At 69.2% G+C, this 21,774-nt stretch carries 26 protein-coding genes; 6 read left to right on the forward strand and 20 right to left on the reverse strand.

From position 1 onward, the window contains the following. Window positions 1-42 precede the first annotated feature (42 nt). The gene (locus ACIO3S_RS13610) at window positions 43-960 is read right to left on the reverse strand and encodes a phosphotransferase (protein WP_400464211.1); all 918 of its coding nucleotides are present in this window, start codon (window positions 958-960) and stop codon (window positions 43-45) included. A gap of 102 nt (window positions 961-1,062) precedes the next feature. Here ACIO3S_RS13610 and ACIO3S_RS13615 point away from each other — a divergent pair, with 102 nt between their 5' ends. Next, entirely contained in the window at window positions 1,063-1,491 is a 429-nt protein-coding gene (locus ACIO3S_RS13615) for a hypothetical protein (RefSeq protein ID WP_160022651.1), read from the forward strand. Between the two features lie 4 nt (window positions 1,492-1,495). Here the strand turns inward: ACIO3S_RS13615 and ACIO3S_RS13620 are convergent, their stop codons facing one another. From ACIO3S_RS13620 to ACIO3S_RS13645, 6 genes are read right to left on the reverse strand one after another with little or no spacing between them, the layout of a single operon-like run. Continuing rightward, entirely contained in the window at window positions 1,496-2,110 is a 615-nt protein-coding gene (locus ACIO3S_RS13620; RefSeq protein ID WP_400464215.1) for an acVLRF1 family peptidyl-tRNA hydrolase, read from the reverse strand. Window positions 2,111-2,119: 9 nt separating this feature from the next. Continuing rightward, entirely contained in the window at window positions 2,120-2,482 is a 363-nt protein-coding gene (locus ACIO3S_RS13625; RefSeq protein WP_400464218.1) for an MmcQ/YjbR family DNA-binding protein, read from the reverse strand. 23 nt (window positions 2,483-2,505) lie between these two features. Further along, the gene (locus tag ACIO3S_RS13630) at window positions 2,506-3,039 is read right to left on the reverse strand and encodes an ASCH domain-containing protein (protein ID WP_400464221.1); all 534 of its coding nucleotides are present in this window, start codon (window positions 3,037-3,039) and stop codon (window positions 2,506-2,508) included. Between the two features lie 25 nt (window positions 3,040-3,064). Beyond that, complete coding sequence (locus ACIO3S_RS13635) at window positions 3,065-3,910, reverse strand: GNAT family N-acetyltransferase (RefSeq protein WP_400464224.1); 846 nt, start codon at window positions 3,908-3,910, stop codon at window positions 3,065-3,067. Between the two features lie 20 nt (window positions 3,911-3,930). After that, window positions 3,931-4,566: a maleylpyruvate isomerase family mycothiol-dependent enzyme gene (locus ACIO3S_RS13640; protein ID WP_400464227.1), complete on the reverse strand. Its 636-nt coding sequence runs from the start codon at window positions 4,564-4,566 to the stop codon at window positions 3,931-3,933. A gap of 12 nt (window positions 4,567-4,578) precedes the next feature. Further along, the gene (locus ACIO3S_RS13645) at window positions 4,579-5,844 is read right to left on the reverse strand and encodes a dicarboxylate/amino acid:cation symporter (RefSeq protein ID WP_400464230.1); all 1,266 of its coding nucleotides are present in this window, start codon (window positions 5,842-5,844) and stop codon (window positions 4,579-4,581) included. 311 nt (window positions 5,845-6,155) lie between these two features. Here ACIO3S_RS13645 and ACIO3S_RS13650 point away from each other — a divergent pair, with 311 nt between their 5' ends. Beyond that, window positions 6,156-6,497 (forward strand): WhiB family transcriptional regulator, encoded by a 342-nt coding sequence (locus ACIO3S_RS13650; RefSeq protein ID WP_400464233.1) that lies wholly within the window; start codon window positions 6,156-6,158, stop codon window positions 6,495-6,497. A 60-nt stretch (window positions 6,498-6,557) separates the two neighbouring features. Here the strand turns inward: ACIO3S_RS13650 and ACIO3S_RS13655 are convergent, their stop codons facing one another. The 8 genes from ACIO3S_RS13655 to ACIO3S_RS13690 form a co-directional block, all read right to left on the reverse strand. After that, window positions 6,558-6,893 (reverse strand): metal-sulfur cluster assembly factor, encoded by a 336-nt coding sequence (locus tag ACIO3S_RS13655; RefSeq protein ID WP_160028798.1) that lies wholly within the window; start codon window positions 6,891-6,893, stop codon window positions 6,558-6,560. Window positions 6,894-7,033: 140 nt separating this feature from the next. Continuing rightward, on the reverse strand, window positions 7,034-7,486 hold the full coding sequence (gene sufU / locus ACIO3S_RS13660; protein ID WP_160022635.1) for a Fe-S cluster assembly sulfur transfer protein SufU: 453 nt from the start codon (window positions 7,484-7,486) through the stop codon (window positions 7,034-7,036). Next, window positions 7,486-8,739, reverse strand: a complete 1,254-nt coding sequence (locus ACIO3S_RS13665; protein WP_400464236.1) for a cysteine desulfurase — start codon at window positions 8,737-8,739, stop codon at window positions 7,486-7,488. Before ACIO3S_RS13665 ends, sufU begins: the two co-directional genes overlap by 1 nt. A 1-nt stretch (window position 8,740) precedes the next feature. Then, window positions 8,741-9,499: a Fe-S cluster assembly ATPase SufC gene (gene sufC, locus ACIO3S_RS13670; protein ID WP_141805059.1), complete on the reverse strand. Its 759-nt coding sequence runs from the start codon at window positions 9,497-9,499 to the stop codon at window positions 8,741-8,743. Continuing rightward, window positions 9,496-10,680, reverse strand: a complete 1,185-nt coding sequence (sufD, locus tag ACIO3S_RS13675; RefSeq protein WP_400464240.1) for a Fe-S cluster assembly protein SufD — start codon at window positions 10,678-10,680, stop codon at window positions 9,496-9,498. The genes sufC and sufD overlap by 4 nt, the downstream gene beginning before the upstream one ends. Next, the gene (sufB, locus tag ACIO3S_RS13680) at window positions 10,680-12,098 is read right to left on the reverse strand and encodes a Fe-S cluster assembly protein SufB (protein ID WP_160022627.1); all 1,419 of its coding nucleotides are present in this window, start codon (window positions 12,096-12,098) and stop codon (window positions 10,680-10,682) included. Before sufB ends, sufD begins: the two co-directional genes overlap by 1 nt. Then, window positions 12,095-12,826 (reverse strand): metalloregulator ArsR/SmtB family transcription factor, encoded by a 732-nt coding sequence (locus ACIO3S_RS13685; protein WP_350840457.1) that lies wholly within the window; start codon window positions 12,824-12,826, stop codon window positions 12,095-12,097. The genes sufB and ACIO3S_RS13685 overlap by 4 nt, the downstream gene beginning before the upstream one ends. 118 nt (window positions 12,827-12,944) lie before the next feature. Further along, window positions 12,945-13,328, reverse strand: a complete 384-nt coding sequence (locus tag ACIO3S_RS13690) for a hypothetical protein (protein WP_400464245.1) — start codon at window positions 13,326-13,328, stop codon at window positions 12,945-12,947. Between the two features lie 103 nt (window positions 13,329-13,431). Between ACIO3S_RS13690 and ACIO3S_RS13695 the strand changes: the two genes are divergently transcribed. Then, on the forward strand, window positions 13,432-14,076 hold the full coding sequence (locus ACIO3S_RS13695; protein ID WP_400464248.1) for a methyltransferase domain-containing protein: 645 nt from the start codon (window positions 13,432-13,434) through the stop codon (window positions 14,074-14,076). Between the two features lie 98 nt (window positions 14,077-14,174). Here the strand turns inward: ACIO3S_RS13695 and ACIO3S_RS13700 are convergent, their stop codons facing one another. From ACIO3S_RS13700 to ACIO3S_RS13715, 4 genes are all read right to left on the reverse strand, one after another. Further along, window positions 14,175-15,371 (reverse strand): PQQ-binding-like beta-propeller repeat protein, encoded by a 1,197-nt coding sequence (locus tag ACIO3S_RS13700; protein ID WP_400464251.1) that lies wholly within the window; start codon window positions 15,369-15,371, stop codon window positions 14,175-14,177. 144 nt (window positions 15,372-15,515) lie between these two features. After that, complete coding sequence (locus ACIO3S_RS13705) at window positions 15,516-16,715, reverse strand: RtcB family protein (protein ID WP_400464254.1); 1,200 nt, start codon at window positions 16,713-16,715, stop codon at window positions 15,516-15,518. A 278-nt stretch (window positions 16,716-16,993) separates the two neighbouring features. After that, a complete protein-coding gene (locus tag ACIO3S_RS13710; protein WP_400464257.1) occupies window positions 16,994-17,464 on the reverse strand; it encodes a PPOX class F420-dependent oxidoreductase in 471 nt (156 codons plus the stop codon). Further along, a complete protein-coding gene (locus tag ACIO3S_RS13715) occupies window positions 17,430-18,071 on the reverse strand; it encodes a glyoxalase (protein ID WP_400464260.1) in 642 nt (213 codons plus the stop codon). The genes ACIO3S_RS13710 and ACIO3S_RS13715 overlap by 35 nt, the downstream gene beginning before the upstream one ends. Window positions 18,072-18,318: 247 nt before the next feature. Between ACIO3S_RS13715 and ACIO3S_RS13720 the strand changes: the two genes are divergently transcribed. The 3 genes from ACIO3S_RS13720 to ACIO3S_RS13730 are packed head-to-tail and all read left to right on the forward strand — an operon-like array spanning window position 18,319 to window position 20,961. After that, window positions 18,319-19,281, forward strand: a complete 963-nt coding sequence (locus ACIO3S_RS13720; protein ID WP_400464263.1) for an ABC transporter ATP-binding protein — start codon at window positions 18,319-18,321, stop codon at window positions 19,279-19,281. Then, complete coding sequence (locus ACIO3S_RS13725; RefSeq protein ID WP_400464266.1) at window positions 19,274-20,065, forward strand: ABC transporter permease; 792 nt, start codon at window positions 19,274-19,276, stop codon at window positions 20,063-20,065. The genes ACIO3S_RS13720 and ACIO3S_RS13725 overlap by 8 nt, the downstream gene beginning before the upstream one ends. Next, a complete protein-coding gene (locus ACIO3S_RS13730; protein ID WP_400464269.1) occupies window positions 20,062-20,961 on the forward strand; it encodes a heme A synthase in 900 nt (299 codons plus the stop codon). The genes ACIO3S_RS13725 and ACIO3S_RS13730 overlap by 4 nt, the downstream gene beginning before the upstream one ends. A gap of 21 nt (window positions 20,962-20,982) precedes the next feature. Here the strand turns inward: ACIO3S_RS13730 and ACIO3S_RS13735 are convergent, their stop codons facing one another. Further along, a complete protein-coding gene (locus ACIO3S_RS13735) occupies window positions 20,983-21,768 on the reverse strand; it encodes a GNAT family N-acetyltransferase (protein ID WP_400464642.1) in 786 nt (261 codons plus the stop codon). Window positions 21,769-21,774 lie beyond the last annotated feature (6 nt).

Consider the following 21,774-nt stretch of genomic DNA (forward strand, 5'->3'; position numbering starts at 1 on the left):
GCCTGAGCGGTGTTGCAGATGTGACGCCTGCGACCGAGCGGCTCACATCTCGAGCAGCGCCTCGACCAGCGGTGCCTGCTTCTGCAGGGTCCGCAGGTGGGGCGCGACGGCGGGGTGGCGGAACTTCGCGAGCAGCGGTCCCTCCCCCGGCTTGATCCGGCTCAGCGCCCACTCGGCTCGGCTCAGCGCGGTGTAGACGGCGCTGATCTGCGCACCGAGCGTCACCTCCTCACGAGTTGCGACGCCGGCAGGCAGCCCCAGGACGTACGCCTCCAGCAGCGGCTCGAACGACTCCCGGGCGTGCAGCAGATAGAGCCCGAGGTCACCGCCGACGGGGCCGTGGCCCAGGCTCGACCAGTCGATCGCGATCAGCCGCTCGCCGTCGTCGGTGCGGCCGAGGAGGTTCTGCGGCGCGGGGTCGCCGTGCTGGGCGACCTGGGGCAGCTCGTCGAGGAGGTTGGTGAAGCGCCCGCGCCGCTCCCAGAGGGTGTGGGCGATGTCCGCAGCTGTCGTGCGCATCATCGTCGGCCAGCCGCCGTTGTACTCCACCCGCGCGATCCGGTCGCGGAACTGGTCGCGCGCCAGCCAGCGCGCCTCGCCCAGGTCCGCGCCGGCGAAGCGGCCCATGGAGAGCGCCGCGAAGAGCCCGGAGTTGGCGGCGTCCTCGACCCACTCGCTGGTCAGGGTGATGCCCTCGTCGTCCTCGGCGACGCTCGTACGCGCGCCGATCATGCCGGGGGTGTCGTCGACGAGCCCCGAGGTGGCGACGTCCGCCGCCCGCCGCCAGTAGGCGAAGTGTCGCCGGCGGCTCAGTTCGGCCGGATCGTACGCCCCCGGCTGCCCGAGCCGCTTGACCACGACCGGCTCCTGCTCCTCGCCCACAGCGGTGCGCCAGACCCCCAGCGTGGAGGGTCCGGTGCCGCCGGGGAGGACGAGCCACCCTGGGTCGGGCTGCCACATGCTTGCCAAAGTAGCGCATCCTCGCAGGTCGCAACGGCACTCACCGCCGGGAGGCGACGACGGGATGCTGAGTTTGATCCTGGGGCCGATATGGTTGAGCCGATGTCCGAGACTGACTACTGCGAGCTGTGTGACCTGCCGAAGTCACAGTGCATCCATGGGCGGCCCCCGGCCCCGCCCGCTCCGGCTCCAGTGAAGAAGCCGACAACCCGGGTACGCAAGACCACGACGAGCTCGACGGCCGCCGCGCCGAAGGTCGTCACCAAGTCCGCTCCCCGCAAGTGGACCCCGCCGGCCGCCTTCGCGCCACTCATCCTGGAGATCCTCGAGACCGCCGGCGGCTCGATGTCTGCCGACGACGTTCTCGACGAGCTCGAGAGCCAGCTGGCCGACAGCCTCCTCCCGGGCGACTTCGAGACCACCCCGGAAGGCGAGCTCCGCTGGCGCTACGCGGCACGCCGTGCCCGTCAGACGCTGCTGACCGACGGCCTGATGGTCAAGGGTTCGCCAGGAGTCTGGCAGCTCCCCTGACGCGTCAGCTGTCGGCGTTGAGGACCTCGATCCGCACCTTCTGGGCCTCCTCGATCGCCTGATCGAGCACCGCGCGGTTGGGGTCCTGCACGGCCAGCCACGGTCCGGCCACCCTGAGCGACGCCAGCCGCCGATCCTCGAGCACGTCGTCGACGCCGCCGTGGTCGCCGCCGGTGACGAGAGGGCCTCGCAGCCCGTCGAGGATCCGGGCGGCGTGCTCGGCCGCCGCCTCGTACGCGGCACTGGCCTGGTTGGCGCGGCGCCGGGCGAAGCGCTGCTGGCTCCAGCCGCCCGCCTTGGTCTTCCCCTGGACGTGCCGCCGCCCGATCTTGTGGTCGGCGATCTCGCCGCCGCTCATCCGGGCGATCGCGAAGCCGCCCTTGCGCACCAGCAGCAGGCCCCAGTCCTGCGGCGGAGCCGAGGCGGCGATGAACGCCTCGAGATCGGCCGGCCCGGCGTACGTCTTCTCGAACGGCAGCGCCGCGATGAACGAGGATCCGTCGGCCGCGGCACCGGTCAGCGCGCCGGAGTCGACCCCGAGCCGGGTCTCGCCGTGGCGCGCGGCGAAGTTGTCGACCCAGCGCTGGATCCGAGCGACCGGGACGGCGACGTTGGGCATGTCCGTACGCTACCGGTCCAGGCCACGCAGCAGCCGAGGCGGCGCGATGTGACGATAGGCGTCCTCGCAGATCTCGGCGACCTCGTCCCAGTCGACGTCACCGTCGAGCCGCATGCCGACCCAGCCACGCCCACCGACATAGGGAGGTACGAAGAAGCGCTCGGGATCGTCACCGATGACCTCGGCCTGCACCCCCGCCGCGGCGGCCGCCCACAGATGCGGCTCGCCGCGCCCGTGATGTCCCTGCGGCCACAGCATCACGAACTGCTTCTTCACGAAGAACCCGGGCGCGCCGTGGGTGACCCGCTCAGCGCTCTCCGGGAACCCGAGGCAGATCTCTCGGACCCGCTCGGTCAGCTCGGTCGGTGTCATCCGCCCATCATCCGGGTTCCGGATCAGTCCGGCTTCGGCCAGACGAGCTCGAACTGCTCCATCACGACCGGCATGTCCTCGCTGAACTCGTTGTCGGGACCGGCGAACTCGGTGAAGAAGCGTTCGTGCACCTCGCGCCAGTACTCGAGCGACAGGTCGCCCTCGCCCTCCAGTCGCGCAAACTCCGCAGGGACCTCCCGGAACGGGGCGACGTCGACCTGAGTGGTGGCGATGAGGGCTCGTGGATGACCGGAGCCGTCGAGGATGATGCTCATGCCACCCACGGTCGGGAACGGTTCGTCTCCGCTCTCGAAGTCCCACTGCGCCGTGGCCGTCGCCGTCTTCACCCCTTCGAGAACGAGCTCGAGCAGCCCGTCTGCCTCTTCCGGCGTCCCGCCGAACGCCCACGCCGGTGGCTGCAGCGCTTCCAGCGGGGACGCACCGAAGTAGCCCGGCGCGGCGCTGAGGTGGGCGTGATGCTTCACGTCCTCCCAGAACGCAGCAACCTCTGCCTCTTGCTCAGGGTTGTCGGGAACCATGACGGCGTCGTCGCTCATAGGCGACACTCAACCACAGTTGGCACTAGCCGTGCCGGGACTCGACGGAGGTACGCGGCGTGGCTGATCGCGCGGTCACCAGACTGGCCCGGGCGCGCCAGCCGAGGCCGGCGTAAAGGGGCTCGCCCATCTCGCTGGCGACCAGAAGGCCATGGACGGCACCGGCCTCGCGGGCGGCCGAGACGAGCAGGCTCATCACCGCACCGCCGAGACCGCGGCGCCGGTGGTCGGGCTCGGTCTGGATCCGGTCGGCGACGGCGTCGGCACCGATGACGGCGATCCGCCCACGGGCCGCGACATCCTCGCCCACGCGGACCGTCACGGTGATGACGCCGCCGTCGCGATCCACCTCGGCGCGATAGCCCTCCGGAAGCCGCCGGAACGCGTGGTCGGCGAGCTGGATCGACATCAGCGCCTCTTCGCCATCGCTGGCGACCAGTCCAGCCTCGACGAACCATGGGCGTACGCCCGCGGGCGACTCGGTCACCACCGACAACCACGCCTCGGGCGTGGCCCGGGCGGTGTCGACGAGCATGGCGAGCGTGTCCGCGTCGTCGGTCGCCACCCACTCGACCCGGCGTCCCGGCTCCCCCACCTCCACGCGTACGCCTCCGGGCACCGCCGCAGGGCGGGGAAAGCCCCGGGCGTAGGCCCAACCGCGGACCCATCGGGAGACCAAGTCCGCAAGGTCGGTGTCCGCCGCCGCAGCGGACAGTGCGGCCTGACGGCCGCGGTACCACTCCCCCAGCACCGTCGCGACCAGCACGGCGACGGCCAGGCCGAACGCGAGCGGATCCAGGGTGAACAACCCGATCACCGCGAGGCCCACCGCGGCGACGTACCCGAACCAGATCCGACCAGGAGCCTCCACGTCCGGGGAGCCTACCCGGGTCAGCCGATCCGCTCCCGCAACGTCGCCACCCCTGGTCCATCGAGATCCGCCAGAGCGACCGAACGTCCGGAGAGAGCCATCGCCAGGGCCTCGCTGGGCCCCGAGACCTCCACCCCGTCCGGCGCCGTCCAGAACCAGTCCTGGTCGGTCGCGCGCAGCGCGAGCCCGTCGAGCCGGCCAGCCGGGACCACCCCCAGCGAGGCCTGCTTGGTCGGCAGCCAGTCGAGCACCGCGTGCCAGTCCTCGAGCGGGACGTCGGTGTCGAAACCGAGCGGTCGGGCGCAGTCACGCAGGTGGATGCAGTGGTCGGTGAACTGTCCCATCGGACCGACGCCGGGCGCCGGCACCCGCTTGGTGGCGTACGTCCTCAGCAGCCCGGTCAGCTCGGCCACCGGCCGCCGCGCCTGCTCCTCGGCGATCGCGGCCGAGGCCCGGTCGATGGAGCCTGTGGCCAGCAGCGTGCGCCACAGCAGCCGCCCGATCCCGACCGAGAACGGCATCGCGCTGTGGCCCAGCACCTCCCTCACCGTCCAGGCCGAGCAGAGGCCCTGTGCCTCCAGCTGGGTCTCGTCGAGGCCGTCGAAGAAGTCGGCGAGCAGGCGGCGGTTGGCTGCGGTGCGGGCGGCTACGTCCATGACTCCATCGTGTCAGGCCGCCGCCTCCGCGACAGACTCCACCATCGGCTTCGTCCCGGCGTACACGTCCCGGTCGATCTCATCCGCGCCGTGCGCCACCAGCAGAGCGACCATGGTGTCTCCGTTCACGTTGAGGAACGTACGCAGGATGCCGGTGAACCAGTCCACCGCGATGAGCAGCCCGGCGGCCTCGATGGGTAGGTCCAGGGACGTGGCCAGGAAGATGGCGACGACCGGGAACCCGCCGGGCACCGTGATCGTGCCGATGTTGAGCAGCACCGCGAGCGCCATCCCGAGCGCGATGTCGCCCGGAGAGAGCGAGACGCCGGAGGCCTGGGCGAGGAAGAGCACCACGATCGTGTAGTTGAGCACCGCGCCGCACGAGCCCATCGTCATCCCCAGGCAGAGCGTGAAGTCCGCGACCCGCTTCGAGATCCCGAACTTCTCGACCGCGTTCTTCAGCACCGTCGGGAAGGTGACCGCCGACGACGTCGTGGTGACGGCCACGACGGTCTGCTCGGCGAGCTTCGCGGGCAGGCGCAGCGGGTTGAGCCGGGTGACGGCGACGACCACGATGACGTAGAGGGCGGAGATGATCACCACGCCGGCCAGGGTCGTGCCCAAGTACGCGAGCGCGGTGGTGACCACCCCGAAGCCGACGCGGCCGGCGAGGTCGGCGAGGAGGCAGAAGACGCCGATCGGCGCCAGGAACATGACGTACCTGATCATCAGCAGAACGATCGCCTGGATCTGCTCGAAGAAGGTGAGTACGACGGTCGGGCCGTTCATCGCGGTGTAGCGGTTGAGCGCGAGACCGAAGATCAGGGCGAAGACGATGATCGGCACCATCGCGCCGGTGGCCATCGCCTCGACCACGTTGGTGGAGACGAAGCCGGTCACCGTCTGCTGCCACCCGACCGCGGTCGCCGCGGCCGAGTCGGTCAGGGTCGGGTCGAGCTCGCCGTCATAGCGCATCCCCGCTCCCGGCTCGATCAGCTCCGCCAGCCCCCAGCCGACGAAGGCGGCGACCACCGCGAACCCCAGCATCCAGCCGAAGGTCGCCCCAGCCAGCCGGCCGGCGCCCGCCCCGGTCATCGCGCCCGTCGCGACGATCACCGACGAGGCGACCAGCGGGACGATCGACATCTGGATCAGCCTGATGAAGATGTCGCCGACGAACTTGAGGTTCGCCGCCCACTCCCCCACCACCAGGCCGAAGACGATGCCGGCGACCGCACCGGCGAGGATCAGGACGGCTGGGGACTTCAAGACCTTCATCGGGTCTCCTAAGCGTCGGGGACGATGGATCCCGGACGCTAACGAGGCCGCGTACGCAGCCGGTTAAGCCGCCGTCACCGGCACGTTTCCCGCGACAAACCAGTGGTCCCGGCTGGGGCGGGGTGAATACCATTGATGTCATGCGCGAGACCACGATCTGCAAGCACCTGGGCCGACCGGTCCAGGACGTGGAGTTTGCGCGCTCGGAGCCGCAACGAACGTAGGTGCTCACCGCATCCACCAGGGCCGCTCCGATCGAATCGGAGGCGGCCCTTTCTCATGTCCAGCAGCATCACCAGGAGGTGAACGAGATGGAGATCATCACACTCTTCGGAGAGGGCAACAGCTCGAAGACCTATGAGCTGACGCTGAAGCACCCGACTCCCCGGACCGACGAGTGGGCCTGCGTGGGCGAGGACCCGGAGCTCTTTCATCCCGAGGACCTCACCCAGCTCGCCGAGGCGCAGGAGGTCTGCGCCGCCTGCCCGATGCGGCAGACCTGCCTCGAGCTCGGCACCGCCCGGCGGGAGTGGGGAGTCTGGGGCGGCGTGCTCCTGGAGAGCGGCAAACCTCGGGACACTCCCAGAACTCCCGGACGAAAGCCCTACAAGCGCAGCCAGGAAGCGATCGCGCGCGCCCGTCGCGTCGCCTGAAATGACGTGGGAGTCCTGAGGTCACCCAGTGACCTCAGGACTCCCACGTCGGGCGAACCCTCAGACGTTGAACCCGAGCGCGCGCAGCATCTCGCGGCCGTCGGGGGTGATCTTGTCCGGGCCCCACGGCGGCATCCAGACCCAGTTGATGTGCACGTCGTTGACCATGCCCTCCAAGGCCTGCGAGGTCTGGTCCTGGATGACGTCGGTCAGCGGGCAGGCCGCCGAGGTCAGCGTCATGTCGATGACCACGTTGGAGTGGTCCTCGATGTGCAGGCCGTAGATCAGACCCAGGTCGACGACGTTGATGCCGAGCTCGGGGTCGACGACGTCCTTCATCGCCTCCTCGACGTCCTCGATCTTCAGGCTCGCGCCCTCGACCGTGGACGTACGCATCCCCTGCCACTCAGGCGCCTCGTGACCGTGCCCATGGCCGTGGCCCGAGTGGTCATGACCCGAGTGATCATGGCCGGAGTGGTCATGACCCGCGTGGTCGTGTCCCGCATGATCGTGCTCAGTGTGGTCGGTCTCAGTCATCAGTTCTCCTCGGCGACAGTCTTCGCGGCGGCGTCTTTCCAGGCCATCCACGACAGCAGCGCGCACTTGATCCGGGCGGGGAACTTGGCGACGCCGGCGAAGGCGATGCCGTCCTCCAGAATGTCCTCGTCGGGCTCCACCTGGCCCTTGCCCTGCATCAGCCGCAGGAACTCCTCGTGGATCACCATCGCCTCGTCCACCGTCTTGCCCACGACCAGGTCGTTGAGCACGGAGGCCGAGGCCTGCGAGATGGAGCAGCCGAGGGCGTCGTAGGAGATGTCCTCGATCTTGCCGCCGTCGACGTGGAGCCGCAGGGTGATCTCGTCACCGCAGGTCGGGTTGACGTGGTGAACCTCCGCCTCGAAGGGGTCGCGAAGACCCTTCCCGTGCGGGTTCTTGTAGTGGTCCAGGATGATCTCCTGGTACATGCTCTCGAGGTTCGCGGCAGTCATCACTTGTCCAACTTGAAGAACGTGCGTACGTATTCCAACCCCTCGACCAGCGCGTCGATCTCGGCGGGCGTGGTGTAGAGGTAGGACGACATCCGGTTGGAGGCCTGGACGCCGAACCGCTGGTGGGCGGGCTTGGCGCAGTGGTGCCCGGCGCGGATGGCGACGCCCTTGGAGTCGAGCACCTGGGCCACGTCGTGCGGGTGCACGCCGTCGAGCTCGAAGGCGATCGCGCCGCCGCGCTTGGCGGCGTCGGCCGGGCCGAGCACGGTCACACCCGGGACGGTCGCGAGACGCTCCAGCGCGTAGGCCGTGATCGCCTGCTCGTGGGCGTGGACGTTCTCCATCCCGACGTGCATGAGGTATTCCAGCGCCGCACCGAGACCCACTGCCTCGGCGATCGGCGGGGTGCCGGCCTCGAACTTGTGCGGGATCGGCGCGTAGGTCGACTTCTCCATCGTCACCGTCGCGATCATCTCGCCACCACCGAGGAACGGCGGCAGCGCCTCGAGCGCGGCACGCCGGCCCCACAGGACGCCGATGCCGGTCGGGCCGACGACCTTGTGGCCGGTGAAGGCGAGGAAGTCGGGACGCTCCTCCTCGGCCATCGAGGCCAGGTCGATCGGCAGCACCGGGGCGGCCTGTGCAGCGTCGACGACGACCAGCGCACCGACCTCGTGGGCCTTCCGGGCGATCTCGGCGATCGGGTTGATCGTGCCGAGCATGTTGGAGACCCAGGTCAGCGCGACGATCTTGGTCGCCGGCGTGATCAGCTCGTCGATGTTCGACAGGTCGAGCTCACCGGAGTCGGTGAGTCCGAACCACTTCAACGTCGCACCCGCGCGCTGTGTGGCGAGCTGCCACGGAACGATGTTGGAGTGGTGCTCCATCTCGGTGGTCACGACCACGTCGCCGGCGGCCAGCGGCACGGTGTTGGCGACCAGGTTGAGCGCCTCGGAGGCGTTCTTGGTGAAGATCACCTCGTCGCGCTCGGGCGCGCCGAGGAAGCGCGCGACGGTGTCGCGCGCCCCCTCGAACGCCTCGGTCGCCTCGGCACCCAGGTGGTGCATCGCCCGAGCGATGTTGGCGTTGTGCCGCTCCAGGTGATCGACCATGGTGTCGATCACGATCTGCGGCTTCTGCGAGGTGTTGGCGCTGTCGAGGTAGACCAGCGGGGTCTCGCCGCCGTCGAAGGTGCGCTCCAGGATCGGGAAGTCCTTGCGGACCAGATCCAGGTCGGGCAGCAGACCCTTCATGTCAGACCCCTGCCGCGACGTACTTCTCGTAGCCGTTGGCCTCCAGCTCCTCGGCCAGGTCCGGGCCACCCGACTCCGCGATCCGGCCGGCCACGAAGACGTGCACGTGGTCAGGCTTGATGTAGCGCAGGATGCGGGTGTAGTGGGTGATCAGCAGGACCGACTTGCCATCGCGGGCACGGAAGTCGTTGATCCCCTCGGAAACGACCTTGAGCGCGTCGATGTCGAGGCCGGAGTCGATCTCGTCGAGCAGCGCGAAGGCCGGGTCGAGGATGTCGAGCTGGGCGATCTCGTGGCGCTTCTTCTCGCCACCGGAGAAGCCCTCGTTGACCGAGCGCTGCGAGAAGGTCGGGTCCAGGTGCATCTTGTTCATCGCACCGTTGACGTCCTTGACCCACGTACGCAGCTTGGGGGCCTCGCCGTCCAGCGCCGTCTTCGCGGTGCGGAGGAAGTTGGCCACGCTCACGCCGGGAACCTCGACGGGGTACTGCATCGCCAGGAACAGCCCGGCCTTGGCGCGCTCGTCGACCGACATCTCCAGGACGTCCTCACCGTCGAGGGTGACAGTGCCGCCGGTGATGGTGTACTTCGGGTGGCCGGCGATCGAGTAGGCAAGCGTCGACTTGCCCGAGCCGTTGGGGCCCATGATCGCGTGGGTCTCGCCGGAGTTGATCGTCAGGGTCACGCCCTTGAGGATCTCCTTGGCACCGTCCTCGGTGTTCACCGAGACCGTGAGGTCCTTGATCTCAAGCGTGCTCATGCGGTTGCGTCCTTCTCGATAAGGGTGTTGATGTTCTTGGCGAGCTCGGCCTCGACCGTGCTGGTCAGCTTCTCCTCGAGCTCGGGGACACCGATCTGACGGATCAGGTCGTTGAAGAAGCCGTGCACGACCAGGCGCTTCGCCTCGGTCTCGGAGATGCCGCGGCTCTGGAGGTAGAAGAGCTGCTCGTCGTCGAACCGGCCGATCGCCGACGCGTGACCCGCGCCCTCGATCTCGCCGGTCTCGATCTCCAGGTTGGGCACGGAGTCGGCCCAGGCACCGTCGGTGAGGATGAGGTTGCGGTTCTCCTCGTACGTCTCGATGCCCTCGGCCTCCTTGCGGATCAGCACGTTGCCGATCCAGACCGCGTGGGCCTTCTCGCCCTGCAGCGCGCCCTTGTAGACCACGTGGGACTTGGTCTTCGGGGCGGTGTGGTCGACGAAGAGACGGTGCTCGATGTGCTGACCGGCGTCGGCGAAGTAGAGGCCGAGCGACTCCACGGAGCCGCCGGGGCCGGAGTACTCCGCCGAGAAGTCGTGGCGCACCACGTCGCCACCGAAGCTCACCGAGACGTGCTTGAGGTTGGCGTCGCGGCCGACCTTGGCGTGCTGGGTGGAGAGGTGGACGGCGTCGTCGGCCCAGTCCTGGACGGAGACGACGGTGAGGTCGGCACCGTCCTCGACGACGATCTCGATGTTGTCGGCGACGACGGCAGAGCCCTCGAAGACCAGCACGACGGTCGCCTTGGCGAACTTCTCCGCCACGATCACCGCATGACCGGCGCCGGCGGTCTCCGAGCCGGTGCCGTGGTGGCGGATCACGGTCGCGCCCTCGACGACGGTGTCGGTCGGGACCCGCACGACGGTCGCGCCGGTGCTGGCCGCCCAGGCCCGCGCCGAGACACGGTCGGTCGGGACGAGGCCCGAGCTGCCGCGTACGTCATCGTCGGCCGCGACGGTCTCGACGGTCACGCCCGTGGCCGCCTCGACCTCCACCTTGGTCGCACCGTCGGCGAACGGGGCGTTGTCGTGGATGCCCTTGAGGCGCTTGAGCGGGGTGAACCGCCAGATCTCCTCGCGACCCTTCGGCACCTCGTGCGCCTCGACGTCGAAAGAGCCTTCCGGGTGGAGGTGGGACTCGACCTTGTCGAGCTCCAGGGCCTCCTGCACAGCTGCGGTCATCAGCCGACCGCTCCTTCCATCTGCAGTTCGATCAGGCGGTTGAGCTCGAGGGCGTACTCCATCGGGAGCTCCTTGGCGATCGGCTCGACGAAGCCGCGCACGATCATCGCCATCGCCTCGTCCTCGGCCATGCCGCGGGACATCAGGTAGAACAGCTGGTCGTCGGAGACCTTCGAGACCGAGGCCTCGTGACCCATCGAGACGTCGTCCTCGCGGATGTCGACGTAGGGGTAGGTGTCCGAACGCGAGATCTGGTCGACCAGGAGCGCGTCGCAGAGCACGTTGGACTTCGAGCCGTGCGCGCCCTCGTTGATCTGGATCAGGCCGCGGTAGGAGGTGCGGCCACCGCCACGCGCAACGCTCTTCGACAGGATCGACGAGGAGGTGTTCGGAGCGGCGTGCACCATCTTGGCGCCCGCATCCTGGTGCTGACCCTCGCCTGCGAAGGCGATGGAGAGCGTCTCGCCCTTGGCGTGCTCACCCATCAGGTAGACCGCCGGGTACTTCATGGTCACCTTGGAGCCGATGTTGCCGTCGACCCACTCCATGGTCGCGCCCTCCTCGCAGGTGGCGCGCTTGGTGACCAGGTTGTAGACATTGTTCGACCAGTTCTGGATGGTCGTGTAGCGAACGCGGGCGTTCTTCTTCACGATGATCTCGACGACCGCGGAGTGCAGCGAGTCCGACTGGTAGATCGGTGCGGTGCAGCCCTCGACGTAGTGAACGTAGGAGCCCTCGTCGGCGATGATCAGGGTGCGCTCGAACTGGCCCATGTTCTCGGTGTTGATCCGGAAGTAGGCCTGCAGCGGGATGTCCACGTGGACGCCCTTGGGCACGTAGATGAAGGAGCCACCCGACCACACGGCGGTGTTCAGCGCGGCGAACTTGTTGTCGCCGACCGGGATCACCGTGCCGAAGTACTCCTGGAAGATCTCCGGGTGCTCCTTGAGCGCGGTGTCGGTGTCGAGGAAGAGCACGCCCTGGGCCTCGAGGTCCTCGCGGATCGAGTGGTAGACGACCTCCGACTCGTACTGCGCGGCGACACCGGCGACCAGGCGCTGCTTCTCCGCCTCGGGGATGCCGAGCCGGTCGTAGGTGTTCTTGATGTCCTCGGGCAGGTCCTCCCACGAGGTGGCCTGCTTCTCCGACGAGCGCACGAAGTACTTGATGTTGTCGAAGTCGATGTCCGAGAGGTCGGAGCCCCAGGTGGGCATCGGCTTGCGGCCGAAGAGCTTGAGGCCCTTCAGGCGCAGGTCGAGCATCCACTGCGGCTCAGACTTCTTGCCGGAGATGTCGCGGACGATGGCGTCGTTGAGACCGCGCTGTGCCGCAGCACCGGCGACGTCCGAGTCGGACCAGCCGAACTCGTACTTGCCGATGCCCTTCAGCTCGGGGTTGAGCTCCTCGATGGAGGTCATGTCGTGACCTGCTCCTTCTTCTTCGAAACTTCGCCGGGACCGGAGGATCCAGGAGGGATGTGCGTCGTGCAGACTCCGTCGCCGTGGGCGATGGTGGCCAAGCGTTGTACGTGGGTGCCGAGCAGCTTCGCGATCGCCTCTGTCTCCGCCTCGCAGAGCTCGGGGAACTCCTGGGCGACGTGGGCGACCGGGCAGTGCTGCTGGCACAGCTGCTCACCTGCGTCATGGCCGTTGATCAGCGGCAGCTCCCTGACGGAGGCCGCGTAGCCGTTGGCCGTGAACACATTCGCGAGCACCTGCGCGGGGCTGAGATCCGTCTCGCCGGCGGCGATCCGGTCCAGTCCCTGCTTGATGAACGCCGCGCGGCGCTCCGCGAATTCCCGCACGGCCTCTTCGCCGGCCACCTCGGAGAGGAACCGCAGCGCCTCGACCGCCAGGTCGTCGTACTTCTTCTCGAAGCCGTCCCTACCCTGGTCGGTGAGCGCGAAGAGCTTGGCCGGGCGGCCCCGCCCACGCGTGGACGCGGTGCGCGGCTCACGCTGCTCCACCGCCTCCTCCTCGGCCAGCGCGTCCAGGTGGCGCCTGACCGCGGCCGGGGTGAGATCGAGTCGCTTGGCCAGCGTCGCAGCGGTCTGCGGGCCGTCGACAAGCAGCGACCGAGCGACCCGCTGGCGGGTGCTCTCCTCGCTGGTCTCTGCGGGCTGCAGAGTGCTCTCGTCGAATTTCACAACACCATTGTGACGTTATTCCCCCAGGCGATTCAACGAAGGCAACCCTTACTTGCTCGCTGGCCGGTGACGACGTGTCGTACGTCACCACCGCATCCTCACGGACACCTCGCCCGGATCAGCCCGTCGGCATCCCGTCAAGGGTCGGAGAGGCAAGGGCGGCGACGCCGACGTAGACGGCGTCGGGCGGCAGCCAGCGGGTGCCGCGGTCGGAGCGCAGGACCGTGCGACCGCGTTCGAGGTCGAAGATGCCGACCCGGATGCGGCCGCCGGAGCGTACGACCGCCACCTCACCACGCTTGGGCCGGCGGGGGTTGATCACGAGGTCGGAGCCGGGCGGGAGACCGCGCGAGGTGAGGTGGGCGCCGACAAGACGGTGGACCAGAGTCTCGTCCTCCGGCGCGGGCGCAGGTGCCCGCCGCGCGGGCGTGGGCAGAGCACCGGGAACGACGTCGAACGGCAACGGTACGTCGCACCGGGACGCGCCGCCAGTCGATCTCATGTTCGAAAGCGTACCGGTCGGCGACGGCACACGGAACCGGGAACGCGGACTCGTCATGCGCCCTGCTCTCCCATTCGTCGCGCCGGCTGGAGAGACTGTGGCCATGACCGTCAACGACCCCACCGACTGGGACACCGCATACATCCGCGGCACGACCGGCTGGGACCTCGGCGCCCCCTTGGCCTACATCGAGGAGAACGCGACACTCCTCGGCGAGCCCGGCACCGCCTTCGCGCCCGGCGCCGGCCGAGGGCACGATGCGGCAGGACTGGCGGCTGCCAGATGGCATACGACGGTTGTCGACCTCTCCCCCACGGCGGCCGCCTACGCCGCAGAGCACTACCCGAATCTCACCTACGCGGTCGGCGACGCCCTCGATGCCGACGTCGTCCTGGCCGCGACCGGCGGGCCGGTCGACCTGCTGTGGGACCACACCTTCTTCTGCGCGCTGCCGCCCGACTGGCGCGGCCGCGTCGGCGACCTGGCCCGCGCGGTCGTACGCCCCGGCGGGCGGGTCGCGTCGGGCATCTTCCCGATCGACCGTCCGAGGACGGAGGCGGGCCCGCCGTGGACGTACGTCCCCGAGGACATGACCCGCGCCCTCGGCCCGGACTTCGACCTGGTCCACGTCTCCGAGCCGCGCCGACTGAACCCACGGATGCCGTGGAGCCACCGCCTCGGGATCTGGCAGCGCCGCCTCAGCGTTCACGCAGCGGCGTCCTTGCGGCACTCGACACCCTCGGTCTGAGCGGCAGGTCGGCGACGGTGAAGGTCTCCTTCGCCTTCGTGCGCGACATCCTCCGCCCCGACCCATGGGAGGCGGAGCATGGTTGACGCCACGGCCCCTCAGCTCGAGGGCAGCTGGTAGGCCGTCGTCTCGCTGTCCTCGCGCGCCGCGTCGACGCCGCCCACCAGCAGCAGGTCACCGACCTTCGTCACCACGGCGGGTGTGTTCTCGACGGAGCCGACGACTTCATCGGAGCCGTCATCGAGGTCGCGACGGAGCACGCTGTAGCCGGCCTCGGACCGGGTGTCACGACCGATGTAGACGCCCTTCTCGTCAGCCCCCAGGAAGATGTCGCCGGCTTCGCTCGCCCGACTCCAAGCCTCCGTGCCCGAGGTCAGATCCCACGTTCGCACGGCGCCGTCCGCGGCGGCGTCGGACCCGGACAGCTCCTCGTCGTAGGCGCCGGCGATCCGGTCTCCCACGACGTCGGCCAGCCCGAGCGTCGGCGTCGCAGCGCCAGCATCCAGGGACCGGCCGACGATCCTTCCCAGCTGACCGGTGGGTGGGTCGATCATGCGAACGCCTTGCATCCCGTCGACCCACACGTCGGCGACGATCGGTTCGGTGGCGTAGACGGCGCCCACCTGTGGGCGGTCGCCGGCGACCGTCCACAGGCGCTTGCCGGTATCGACGTCGAAGCCACTGAGGCCGTCCTTCTCTGGGACCAGCGCGGTGTTGCCCGTGGTGGCGACCCGGCACCCGAACGAGCCCAGCTCGGCGGCACCGTCGCGAGCCATCAGCGGCTCCAGGCGATCACCGGACGCCGCCTCCCAGCGTTCGACTGCGCAGTCGGTCGTAACCGACACGGTCGTCTCGGTCAGCCCGACCATGCCACCGCCCTCGGAGCGTCCACCGATCGACTCGAAACTCTCCGACCACAGGGGGTCGCCGTCGGAGGTGTCCACGACCGTGACCCGGTTGCAGCCATGAGAGCCCGGTGGGTGGTCACGCACCGCGACGAGCCCGGCCTGGTTCACCGGCGAGATCTCGCACACGTTCTCCTCGAGAGGCAGGTGCCAGGCTTCCTCGCCGTCGGCAAGGCGTACGGCTTCGATCCGGGAGGAGTCGATGTTGGCGTAGATCCACAGCTCGTCGGTCGCCGTCCAGGAGCCCGAGGACAGGAACTCGCTCTCCGGACCGCCTGCTCGAGACCACTTCTCGACCAGCGCTGACCCCGCTCCGCCCGTCTCGCCGCAACCGACGAGCAAGGTGCCGGCCAACACGAACGTCGCCAGCAACCTCTGCTGAGATTTCATGGGCCTCAACGCTAAGACCCCTCACGATCGCGGTGTCGGCTTTCCAGAAACCAGCCACGCTGCAACTCCACCGGAGAAGTGGTCATTTTGGGCCCTCGGCAGGGTCGCCTTCGGGCCCAAATTGGCCACTTCCTGTTTCCTGCCTCAGCCCTTCACACAGAGCAGCGTGCGCAGCCGAGCCTCCACGGAGACCAGATCCGTCTGTGCCTCGATGACGCTCTCCAGGGACTTGTACGCACCGGGGATCTCGTCGACGACACCGGCGTCCTTGCGGCACTCGACTCCCTCGGTCTGCGCGGCGAGGTCGGCCACGGTGAAGGTCTTCTTCGCCTTCGTACGCGACATCTTCCGTCCCGCGCCGTGGGATGCGGAGCAGTAGGACGCCTCGTTGCCGAGCCCGCGCACGACGTACGAACCGGTGCCCATCGATCCCGGGATCAGCCCGTACTCGTCGGACTTGGCCGAGATCGCGCCCTTCCGGGTGACGACCAGGTCCACGCCGTCGTACGTCTCCCGGGCGACGTAGTTGTGGTGGGCGTTGACCTCCCGGCCCCACACGACCTCGGGGAAGAAGCGCGCGAAGACGCTCTTGACCGTAGCCATCATGATCCGCCGGTTGAGCTTGGCGTAGTCCTGGGCCCAGTAGAGGTCGTGCAGGTAGGCGTCCATCTCCGCGGTGCCGGCCAGGAAGACCGCCAGGTCGCGGTCGGGCAGGCCGAGGTTGTGCTCGAGCCCCTTGGCCGCGTAGATGTGCCGCTCGGCGATCTCCTTGCCGATGTTGCGGCTGCCGGAGTGCAGCATCAGCCAGATCACGCCGTCGTCGTCGGCGGTCACCTCGATGAAGTGATTTCCACCGCCGAGCGAGCCGCACTGCGCGACCGTCCGCTTGTGCCGGTCGCCGAGCTTCGGCGCCCGCAGCTCCTCGAAACCGCCGAAGAGCTTGTCGAAGGCGACCTTCAGCGTCAGGTCCTTGCGGACGACGCCGGCCTGGCCGTCGTTCGCCTGGAACCCGACCGGGACCGCCTCCTCGATCGCCGAGCGCAGCGGGCCGAGGTCGTCGGGCAGGTCGCTGGTCGTGACGGAGGTCTTGACCGCCATCATCCCGCAGCCGATGTCGACGCCGACCGCGCTCGGCGAGACGGCGTCCTTCATGGCGACCACGGAGCCGACCGTGGCGCCCTTGCCGAGATGCACGTCCGGCATGACACGTACGCCGTGCACCCAGGGCAGCTTGGAGATGTTGCGCAGCTGGTCCTGGGCGGCGTGCTCGATCTCGTGCGGGCGCGCCCACATCAGGGTCTCGGCCTTGGCACCGGCCAGGGCGATCGGGAACTCGTTCGTCATCTCTTTCTCTCCTTCGACAGGGCCGGGGCATGCGAAAGGGCCGCTCCGGCCGGGTTCTTGCGGCGGGAGCGGCCCTTTGTCGGCGCTGATGCTCAGCGCGTCGTCGGCTCCTGGCCGATGCGGTCCGAGCGGAGGTCGGAGCGCAGGCGGGCTTCGCTCGCCAGACCGGGGTTCCCGGCGGCGGAGCGGATCTCGACCGACCTGCGCATGCTCATCTCCTCGTGGTGTTCCTGTGTGCTGGAAACGGTAGTCAGCGGCGTACGTCTGGTGCCACTGGTTTACGCAAGGCGGGCGGGGAAGCCGCCGGTGGCGACCGGGCCCCAGCGCTTCGGGGTGATCCGGAGGAGGGACTTGCCCTGGTCGACCATCGCCTGGCGGTACTCGTCCCAGTCCGAGTGCTCGCCGGAGATGTTGCGGAAGTAGGTGACGAAGGCGTCCAGGGCCTCCTCGCCCGCGGTCGCGTCGAGCACCTCGGCGTCGCCGTCGACCTGGACCCAGGCGCCGTTCCACTCCTCGGAGAGGACCATCACGCTCACCTGCGGGCGGCGGCGGGCGTTGCGGGTCTTGGCGCGTTCGGGGTAGGTCGCGATCACGATCCGCCCGTCGTCGTCGACGCCACCGGTGACCGGCGAGAGCTGCGGGGACCCGTCGGCTCGGCTGGTCACCAGGATCATCTGGTGGCGGGGACGTACGAACTCCAGGAGCCCCTCGAGATCAACGGTCGTGTTCGTCGCGATCGTGCGTGCCATGGTCACCAGCCTGCCAGGTGAACCCGTCCGGGTCGGTGAAGGCCTCGCTGCCGCCACCCAGGACGATTCCGTACGCAGCGTCCGGGTCGACCGCGACACCGGTCTCCTTCTCCAGAGCACGCCGGGGATAGATCGCGAGCTGGACGGCACCGGGAGCGGCCTCGAACTCGGCGTACTTGCCCCCGAAGCTCCGCTTCACGCCCAGTCCGTGCTCGGCGTAGAACCGCTTGGTCGCCTTGACGTCGGCGACGCCGAGGAGCAGGACGATGTCGTCGATCTCGCGGGTGGCGGGGCCGTTGTCCTTCTTCGCCGAGGTGGCGATCTTCCAGATCGAGCCGTCGGGAGCCTGGACGATGCCGCCGTAGCCCCAGAACGACTTCTCGACCGGCTTGAGGGAGGTGGCGCCGGCCGCGAGCGCGGAGTCGACGAGGCTGTCGACCGTCGAAGGCTGGCCGACGACCAACGAGATGGTGAACGGCCGGCCGGTGCCGGTGCCCGGGCCCTGGCGTACGGAGATCTGGTCGGTGAGCCCGAAGGCCTTCTCGTAGAACGCCCGGGCGTCCGTGGGGTCTGCAGCGTCGAGGGTGATGGTCTGAAGTGTGAACATGTCTCGACCTTAGGAATCCCGGGGCCTTGCGGGCTTCTCGATTCCTGACCGCCTTGCTTGTTGATCTCCTGAGCAGAAATTGTGTCTGAGACACCGCGTCATAGGACTGGGGGCATCGCGTCTCATCCCCGCGTTGGCCGTCCTTCGGTGGGAGTTGGGCGGCCAACGTCCTGACAGACACCTAAGAATCCATAGGATCGCACCTAGGCGATTGGGCCGGTGGCGTACGCCTTCTTAGACTGCCGCCGTGGACTCTTCCGTCGCCAGGCCTGCTGTCGAGGTACGCGACCTGCGCATGACCTATGGCGACAAGACGGCCGTCGACGGACTCACGCTGAGCGTCGCGGAGGGCTCGATCACGGCCGTGCTCGGGCCCAACGGTGCCGGCAAGACGACGACCCTGGAGACCTGCGAGGGCTACCGGAAGCCCCAGCAGGGGACGGTTCGCGTCCTCGGGCTCGATCCCATCGCCGACCGCAAGCAGCTGCTCCCCCGGATCGGGGTGATGCTGCAGGGGCAGGGCGCCTGGAGCGGCGTACGCGCCATGGAGATGCTCAAGCACATCGCCCGGCTGCACGCGCATCCGCTCGACGTCGACTACCTGGCCGAGCGGCTCGGCCTGGGCGAGTGCGGCCGCACCCCCTACCGGCGACTCTCCGGCGGGCAGCAGCAGCGGCTCGGGCTGGCGATGGCGCTGGTGGGCCGTCCGGAGCTGGTGTTCGTGGACGAGCCCACGGCGGGGATGGACCCGCAGGGGCGGCGTACGACCTGGGAGCTGCTGCGCGAGCTCAGGCAGGACGGCGTCACCGTCGTGCTGACGACGCACTACCTGGAGGAGGCCGAGGAGCTGGCCGACCAGGTGCACATCATCGACCGTGGCCGGATGATCGCCTCGGGCACTCCGCTGGAGCTCACCAGGGGTGGTGCGACCGCCACCGTGAGACTGGTCGTGACCAAGCCGTTCCCGCCCGGTGCCCGCGAGTCGCTGCGCAAGGCACTCGGTGAGGACACCGAGGTCACCCTGCTCGACGAGCGCTCGATGCGGGTCACCGGCAAGGCCGACCCGACCACGCTCTCCAAGGTGAGCCGCTGGTGCGAGGAGAACGACGTCCTCCCGGAGTCGCTGACCCTTGGCCGCAGGAGCCTCGAGGACGTCTTCCTCGATCTCACCGGCGGCCTTCACCTCACCGAGGGGATCGAGCATGTCTGAGGTCGCCACGGGGACCTTCACCCCCAAGCCCGGCGGTGCGCCGATCACCCAGCAGGTGGTCGCCCAGGCGCTGATGGAAGCCAAGCTGATGCTCCGCAACGGAGAGCAGCTCCTGCTGGCCGTCGTGATCCCGGTGATGGTGCTCGTCGGCGGCGTCACCGCCGGCAACGCCATCGACCTCGACCTCGGCACCGACCGCCCGCTGGTCGACCTCCTGACCCCCGGCGTCCTTGCGCTGGCCATCATGTCGACGAGCTTCACCAGCCTCGCGATCGCGACCGGGTTCGAGCGGCGCTACGGCGTGATCAAGCGCCTCGGCGCCTCACCGCTCCCCCGGATCGGCCTGCTCGCCGGCAAGGTGCTCGCGCTCGGCTGCGTACAGCTCGTGCAGCTCTTCGTCATCGGCGGCGTCGGCCAGATCCTCGGCTGGACTCCCGCCGCGGGGTTCGGCACCGTTCTCGCCTTCTTCCTCGCCATCGCGATGGGCACGCTGGCCTTCGCCTCGCTCGGGCTCTTCGTCGCCGGGGTGTTGCGCGCCGAGGCGACCCTGGCCGCCGCCAACCTCATCTATCTGCTCCTCCTGGCCGGCGGTGCCGTGGTGCTGCCGCTGACGGCCTACGGCGCCTACGGCGATGTCGCCCGCTGGCTCCCCTCGGGCGCGCTCGGAGAGGCGGTACGCACCGCCTTCCTCGACGGCGTCCCGGCCTGGCGGGACCTCGGGGTGCTCCTCGTCTGGGCCCTCCTCGGCTCGACCCTCACAGCTAGGACCTTCAAGTGGGAATGACCACCACCGAACCTTCCACCGACCCGGGCCGCTCGGCCAAGGACAAGGTCCTCGGCTGGCTCCGCGCGCATGCGTTCGGGCTGGCCATCGCCAACCTCGTCGCCAACATCGGGATCGTGGTGACCGGTGCGGTGGTCCGGCTGACCGGCTCCGGCCTCGGCTGCCCCACCTGGCCCAAGTGCACCGAGGAGTCCTACGTGGCTCACGAGGCGCTCGGGATCAACGGCGTCATCGAGTTCGGCAATCGGCTGCTGACCTACGTCCTGGCCGCGATCGCCATCACCGTCGTCATCGCCGTCTGGAACCGCCGGGGCACCATCCGCACCCTGGCGATCGTCATCGCCCTCGGTGTCCCGCTGCAGGGTGTCATCGGCGGCATCACCGTCCTCTCCGAGCTCAACCCGTACGTCGTCGCGCTCCACCTGCTCGCCTCGATGGCAATGGTCGGCCTGTGCGTGTGGCTGCTCGACGACCTCCGCTCGCCGGAGCGTGAGGCCGCGCCGCGCAACGTACGCATCGCCGCCGTGGTCACCTTCGTCGTCGGCTGGCTCTCCCTCTGGCTCGGCACGGTCGTGACCGGCTCCGGCCCGCACTCCGGCGACCTCGAGTCCCGCCGGACCGGCCTCGACCCGGCGCTGATGTCCCACATCCACGCCTACGCCGTCTACGCGCTCATCGCTGCGACCCTGGTCACGCTGTGGCTGGGCCGCAAGCACGCGTACGTCCGTCAGGTCACGCTCGTCCTGCTGGTCATCGAGCTCGCCCAGGGCCTGATCGGCTGGGTGCAGTACCTCACCGACCTTCCCGTCCTCCTGGTCGGCTTCCACATGCTCGGCGCCGCCCTCATCTCCGCCGGCCTCGCCCGCGTCGTCTGCTCGGTCCGCGCCCACGCCTAGCCCCGACGTGGTCGGCTCCCGTCAGAGCAGCGCGCCGTTGTGGATGTACGTCGTGGGCGGAGCCATCCCGCGAACCCCCAGGTAGCCGTCGGTGCCGAGGCTCAGGCGACAGGCGAGCCCGACGTCCGTCGCCCACTGGTTGGCGGCGGTGACATGGCCGACGACGGCCCGCTTGTCCGTGGTGCGCGCCAGGCACTCCCACAGCAGCCGGACTGCGGTCTCCTCGTCGAGGGCGGCGAGCAGCGCGGGGCCGCTGGTGCCGCCATAGGCATACCCACGACCCGCGGTGTCGACGACCAACGTGCCCATCGACGCGAGTGCCTCGTGATCGGGACCGTGGCCCGCGCCGCGGGCGATCCGGTCGATGCGGTCGAGGAGCCCGACGTCGTCCAGCGAACCCTGCCGCAGTCCGCCGACGGCCGGCAGGGCTGAACGGTCGACCTGGCCCCACAGGACCATCTGCGGGTGCAGGTCGAAGCCTGCCAGCCGGTAGCGCCGGACCGCCTTCGGATCATCGCTCGCGGACAGCATCCACCGCGGGCAGCCCGCACCGTGCCGGGCGGCCAGGGAGAGGATGCGCTTACCGACCCCTTGCCCCTGCAGCCCGGGACGTACGGCATAGGTCGCCAGCGCCCACACCGCATCGTCGCGGCGGATCGAGGTCGCGAAACCGGCGAGTCCGTGCTCGTCGACCGCGACGACACACCCCGCCGGGTCGGTGTCCAGGAACCGCTGCGTACGCCGGTTCCACTTCTCCGCCTGCTCGGGGGACCGCTTCTCCGGCTCGGTCTCGTGCGGCCGCGGGATCCGTAC

The organism is Nocardioides sp. NPDC087217, from assembly GCF_044744805.1.
In the GTDB taxonomy this organism is placed as follows: Bacteria; Actinomycetota; Actinomycetes; order Propionibacteriales; family Nocardioidaceae; genus Nocardioides.

Coding starts and splice junctions, on each gene's coding strand:
- ACIO3S_RS13610 (WP_400464211.1), bottom strand. CDS start 960: ATGTGGCAGCCCGACCCAGGGTGGCTCGTCCTCCCCGGCGGCACCGGA.
- ACIO3S_RS13615 (WP_160022651.1), top strand. CDS start 1,063: ATGTCCGAGACTGACTACTGCGAGCTGTGTGACCTGCCGAAGTCACAG.
- ACIO3S_RS13620 (WP_400464215.1), bottom strand. CDS start 2,110: ATGCCCAACGTCGCCGTCCCGGTCGCTCGGATCCAGCGCTGGGTCGAC.
- ACIO3S_RS13625 (WP_400464218.1), bottom strand. CDS start 2,482: ATGACACCGACCGAGCTGACCGAGCGGGTCCGAGAGATCTGCCTCGGG.
- ACIO3S_RS13630 (WP_400464221.1), bottom strand. CDS start 3,039: ATGAGCGACGACGCCGTCATGGTTCCCGACAACCCTGAGCAAGAGGCA.
- ACIO3S_RS13640 (WP_400464227.1), bottom strand. CDS start 4,566: ATGGACGTAGCCGCCCGCACCGCAGCCAACCGCCGCCTGCTCGCCGAC.
- ACIO3S_RS13645 (WP_400464230.1), bottom strand. CDS start 5,844: ATGAAGGTCTTGAAGTCCCCAGCCGTCCTGATCCTCGCCGGTGCGGTC.
- ACIO3S_RS13650 (WP_400464233.1), top strand. CDS start 6,156: ATGGAGATCATCACACTCTTCGGAGAGGGCAACAGCTCGAAGACCTAT.
- ACIO3S_RS13655 (WP_160028798.1), bottom strand. CDS start 6,893: ATGCGTACGTCCACGGTCGAGGGCGCGAGCCTGAAGATCGAGGACGTC.
- sufU (WP_160022635.1), bottom strand. CDS start 7,486: ATGACTGCCGCGAACCTCGAGAGCATGTACCAGGAGATCATCCTGGAC.
- ACIO3S_RS13665 (WP_400464236.1), bottom strand. CDS start 8,739: ATGAAGGGTCTGCTGCCCGACCTGGATCTGGTCCGCAAGGACTTCCCG.
- sufC (WP_141805059.1), bottom strand. CDS start 9,499: ATGAGCACGCTTGAGATCAAGGACCTCACGGTCTCGGTGAACACCGAG.
- sufD (WP_400464240.1), bottom strand. CDS start 10,680: ATGACCGCAGCTGTGCAGGAGGCCCTGGAGCTCGACAAGGTCGAGTCC.
- sufB (WP_160022627.1), bottom strand. CDS start 12,098: ATGACCTCCATCGAGGAGCTCAACCCCGAGCTGAAGGGCATCGGCAAG.
- ACIO3S_RS13690 (WP_400464245.1), bottom strand. CDS start 13,328: ATGAGATCGACTGGCGGCGCGTCCCGGTGCGACGTACCGTTGCCGTTC.
- ACIO3S_RS13695 (WP_400464248.1), top strand. CDS start 13,432: ATGACCGTCAACGACCCCACCGACTGGGACACCGCATACATCCGCGGC.
- ACIO3S_RS13700 (WP_400464251.1), bottom strand. CDS start 15,371: ATGAAATCTCAGCAGAGGTTGCTGGCGACGTTCGTGTTGGCCGGCACC.
- ACIO3S_RS13705 (WP_400464254.1), bottom strand. CDS start 16,715: ATGACGAACGAGTTCCCGATCGCCCTGGCCGGTGCCAAGGCCGAGACC.
- ACIO3S_RS13710 (WP_400464257.1), bottom strand. CDS start 17,464: ATGGCACGCACGATCGCGACGAACACGACCGTTGATCTCGAGGGGCTC.
- ACIO3S_RS13715 (WP_400464260.1), bottom strand. CDS start 18,071: ATGTTCACACTTCAGACCATCACCCTCGACGCTGCAGACCCCACGGAC.
- ACIO3S_RS13725 (WP_400464266.1), top strand. CDS start 19,274: ATGTCTGAGGTCGCCACGGGGACCTTCACCCCCAAGCCCGGCGGTGCG.
- ACIO3S_RS13730 (WP_400464269.1), top strand. CDS start 20,062: ATGACCACCACCGAACCTTCCACCGACCCGGGCCGCTCGGCCAAGGAC.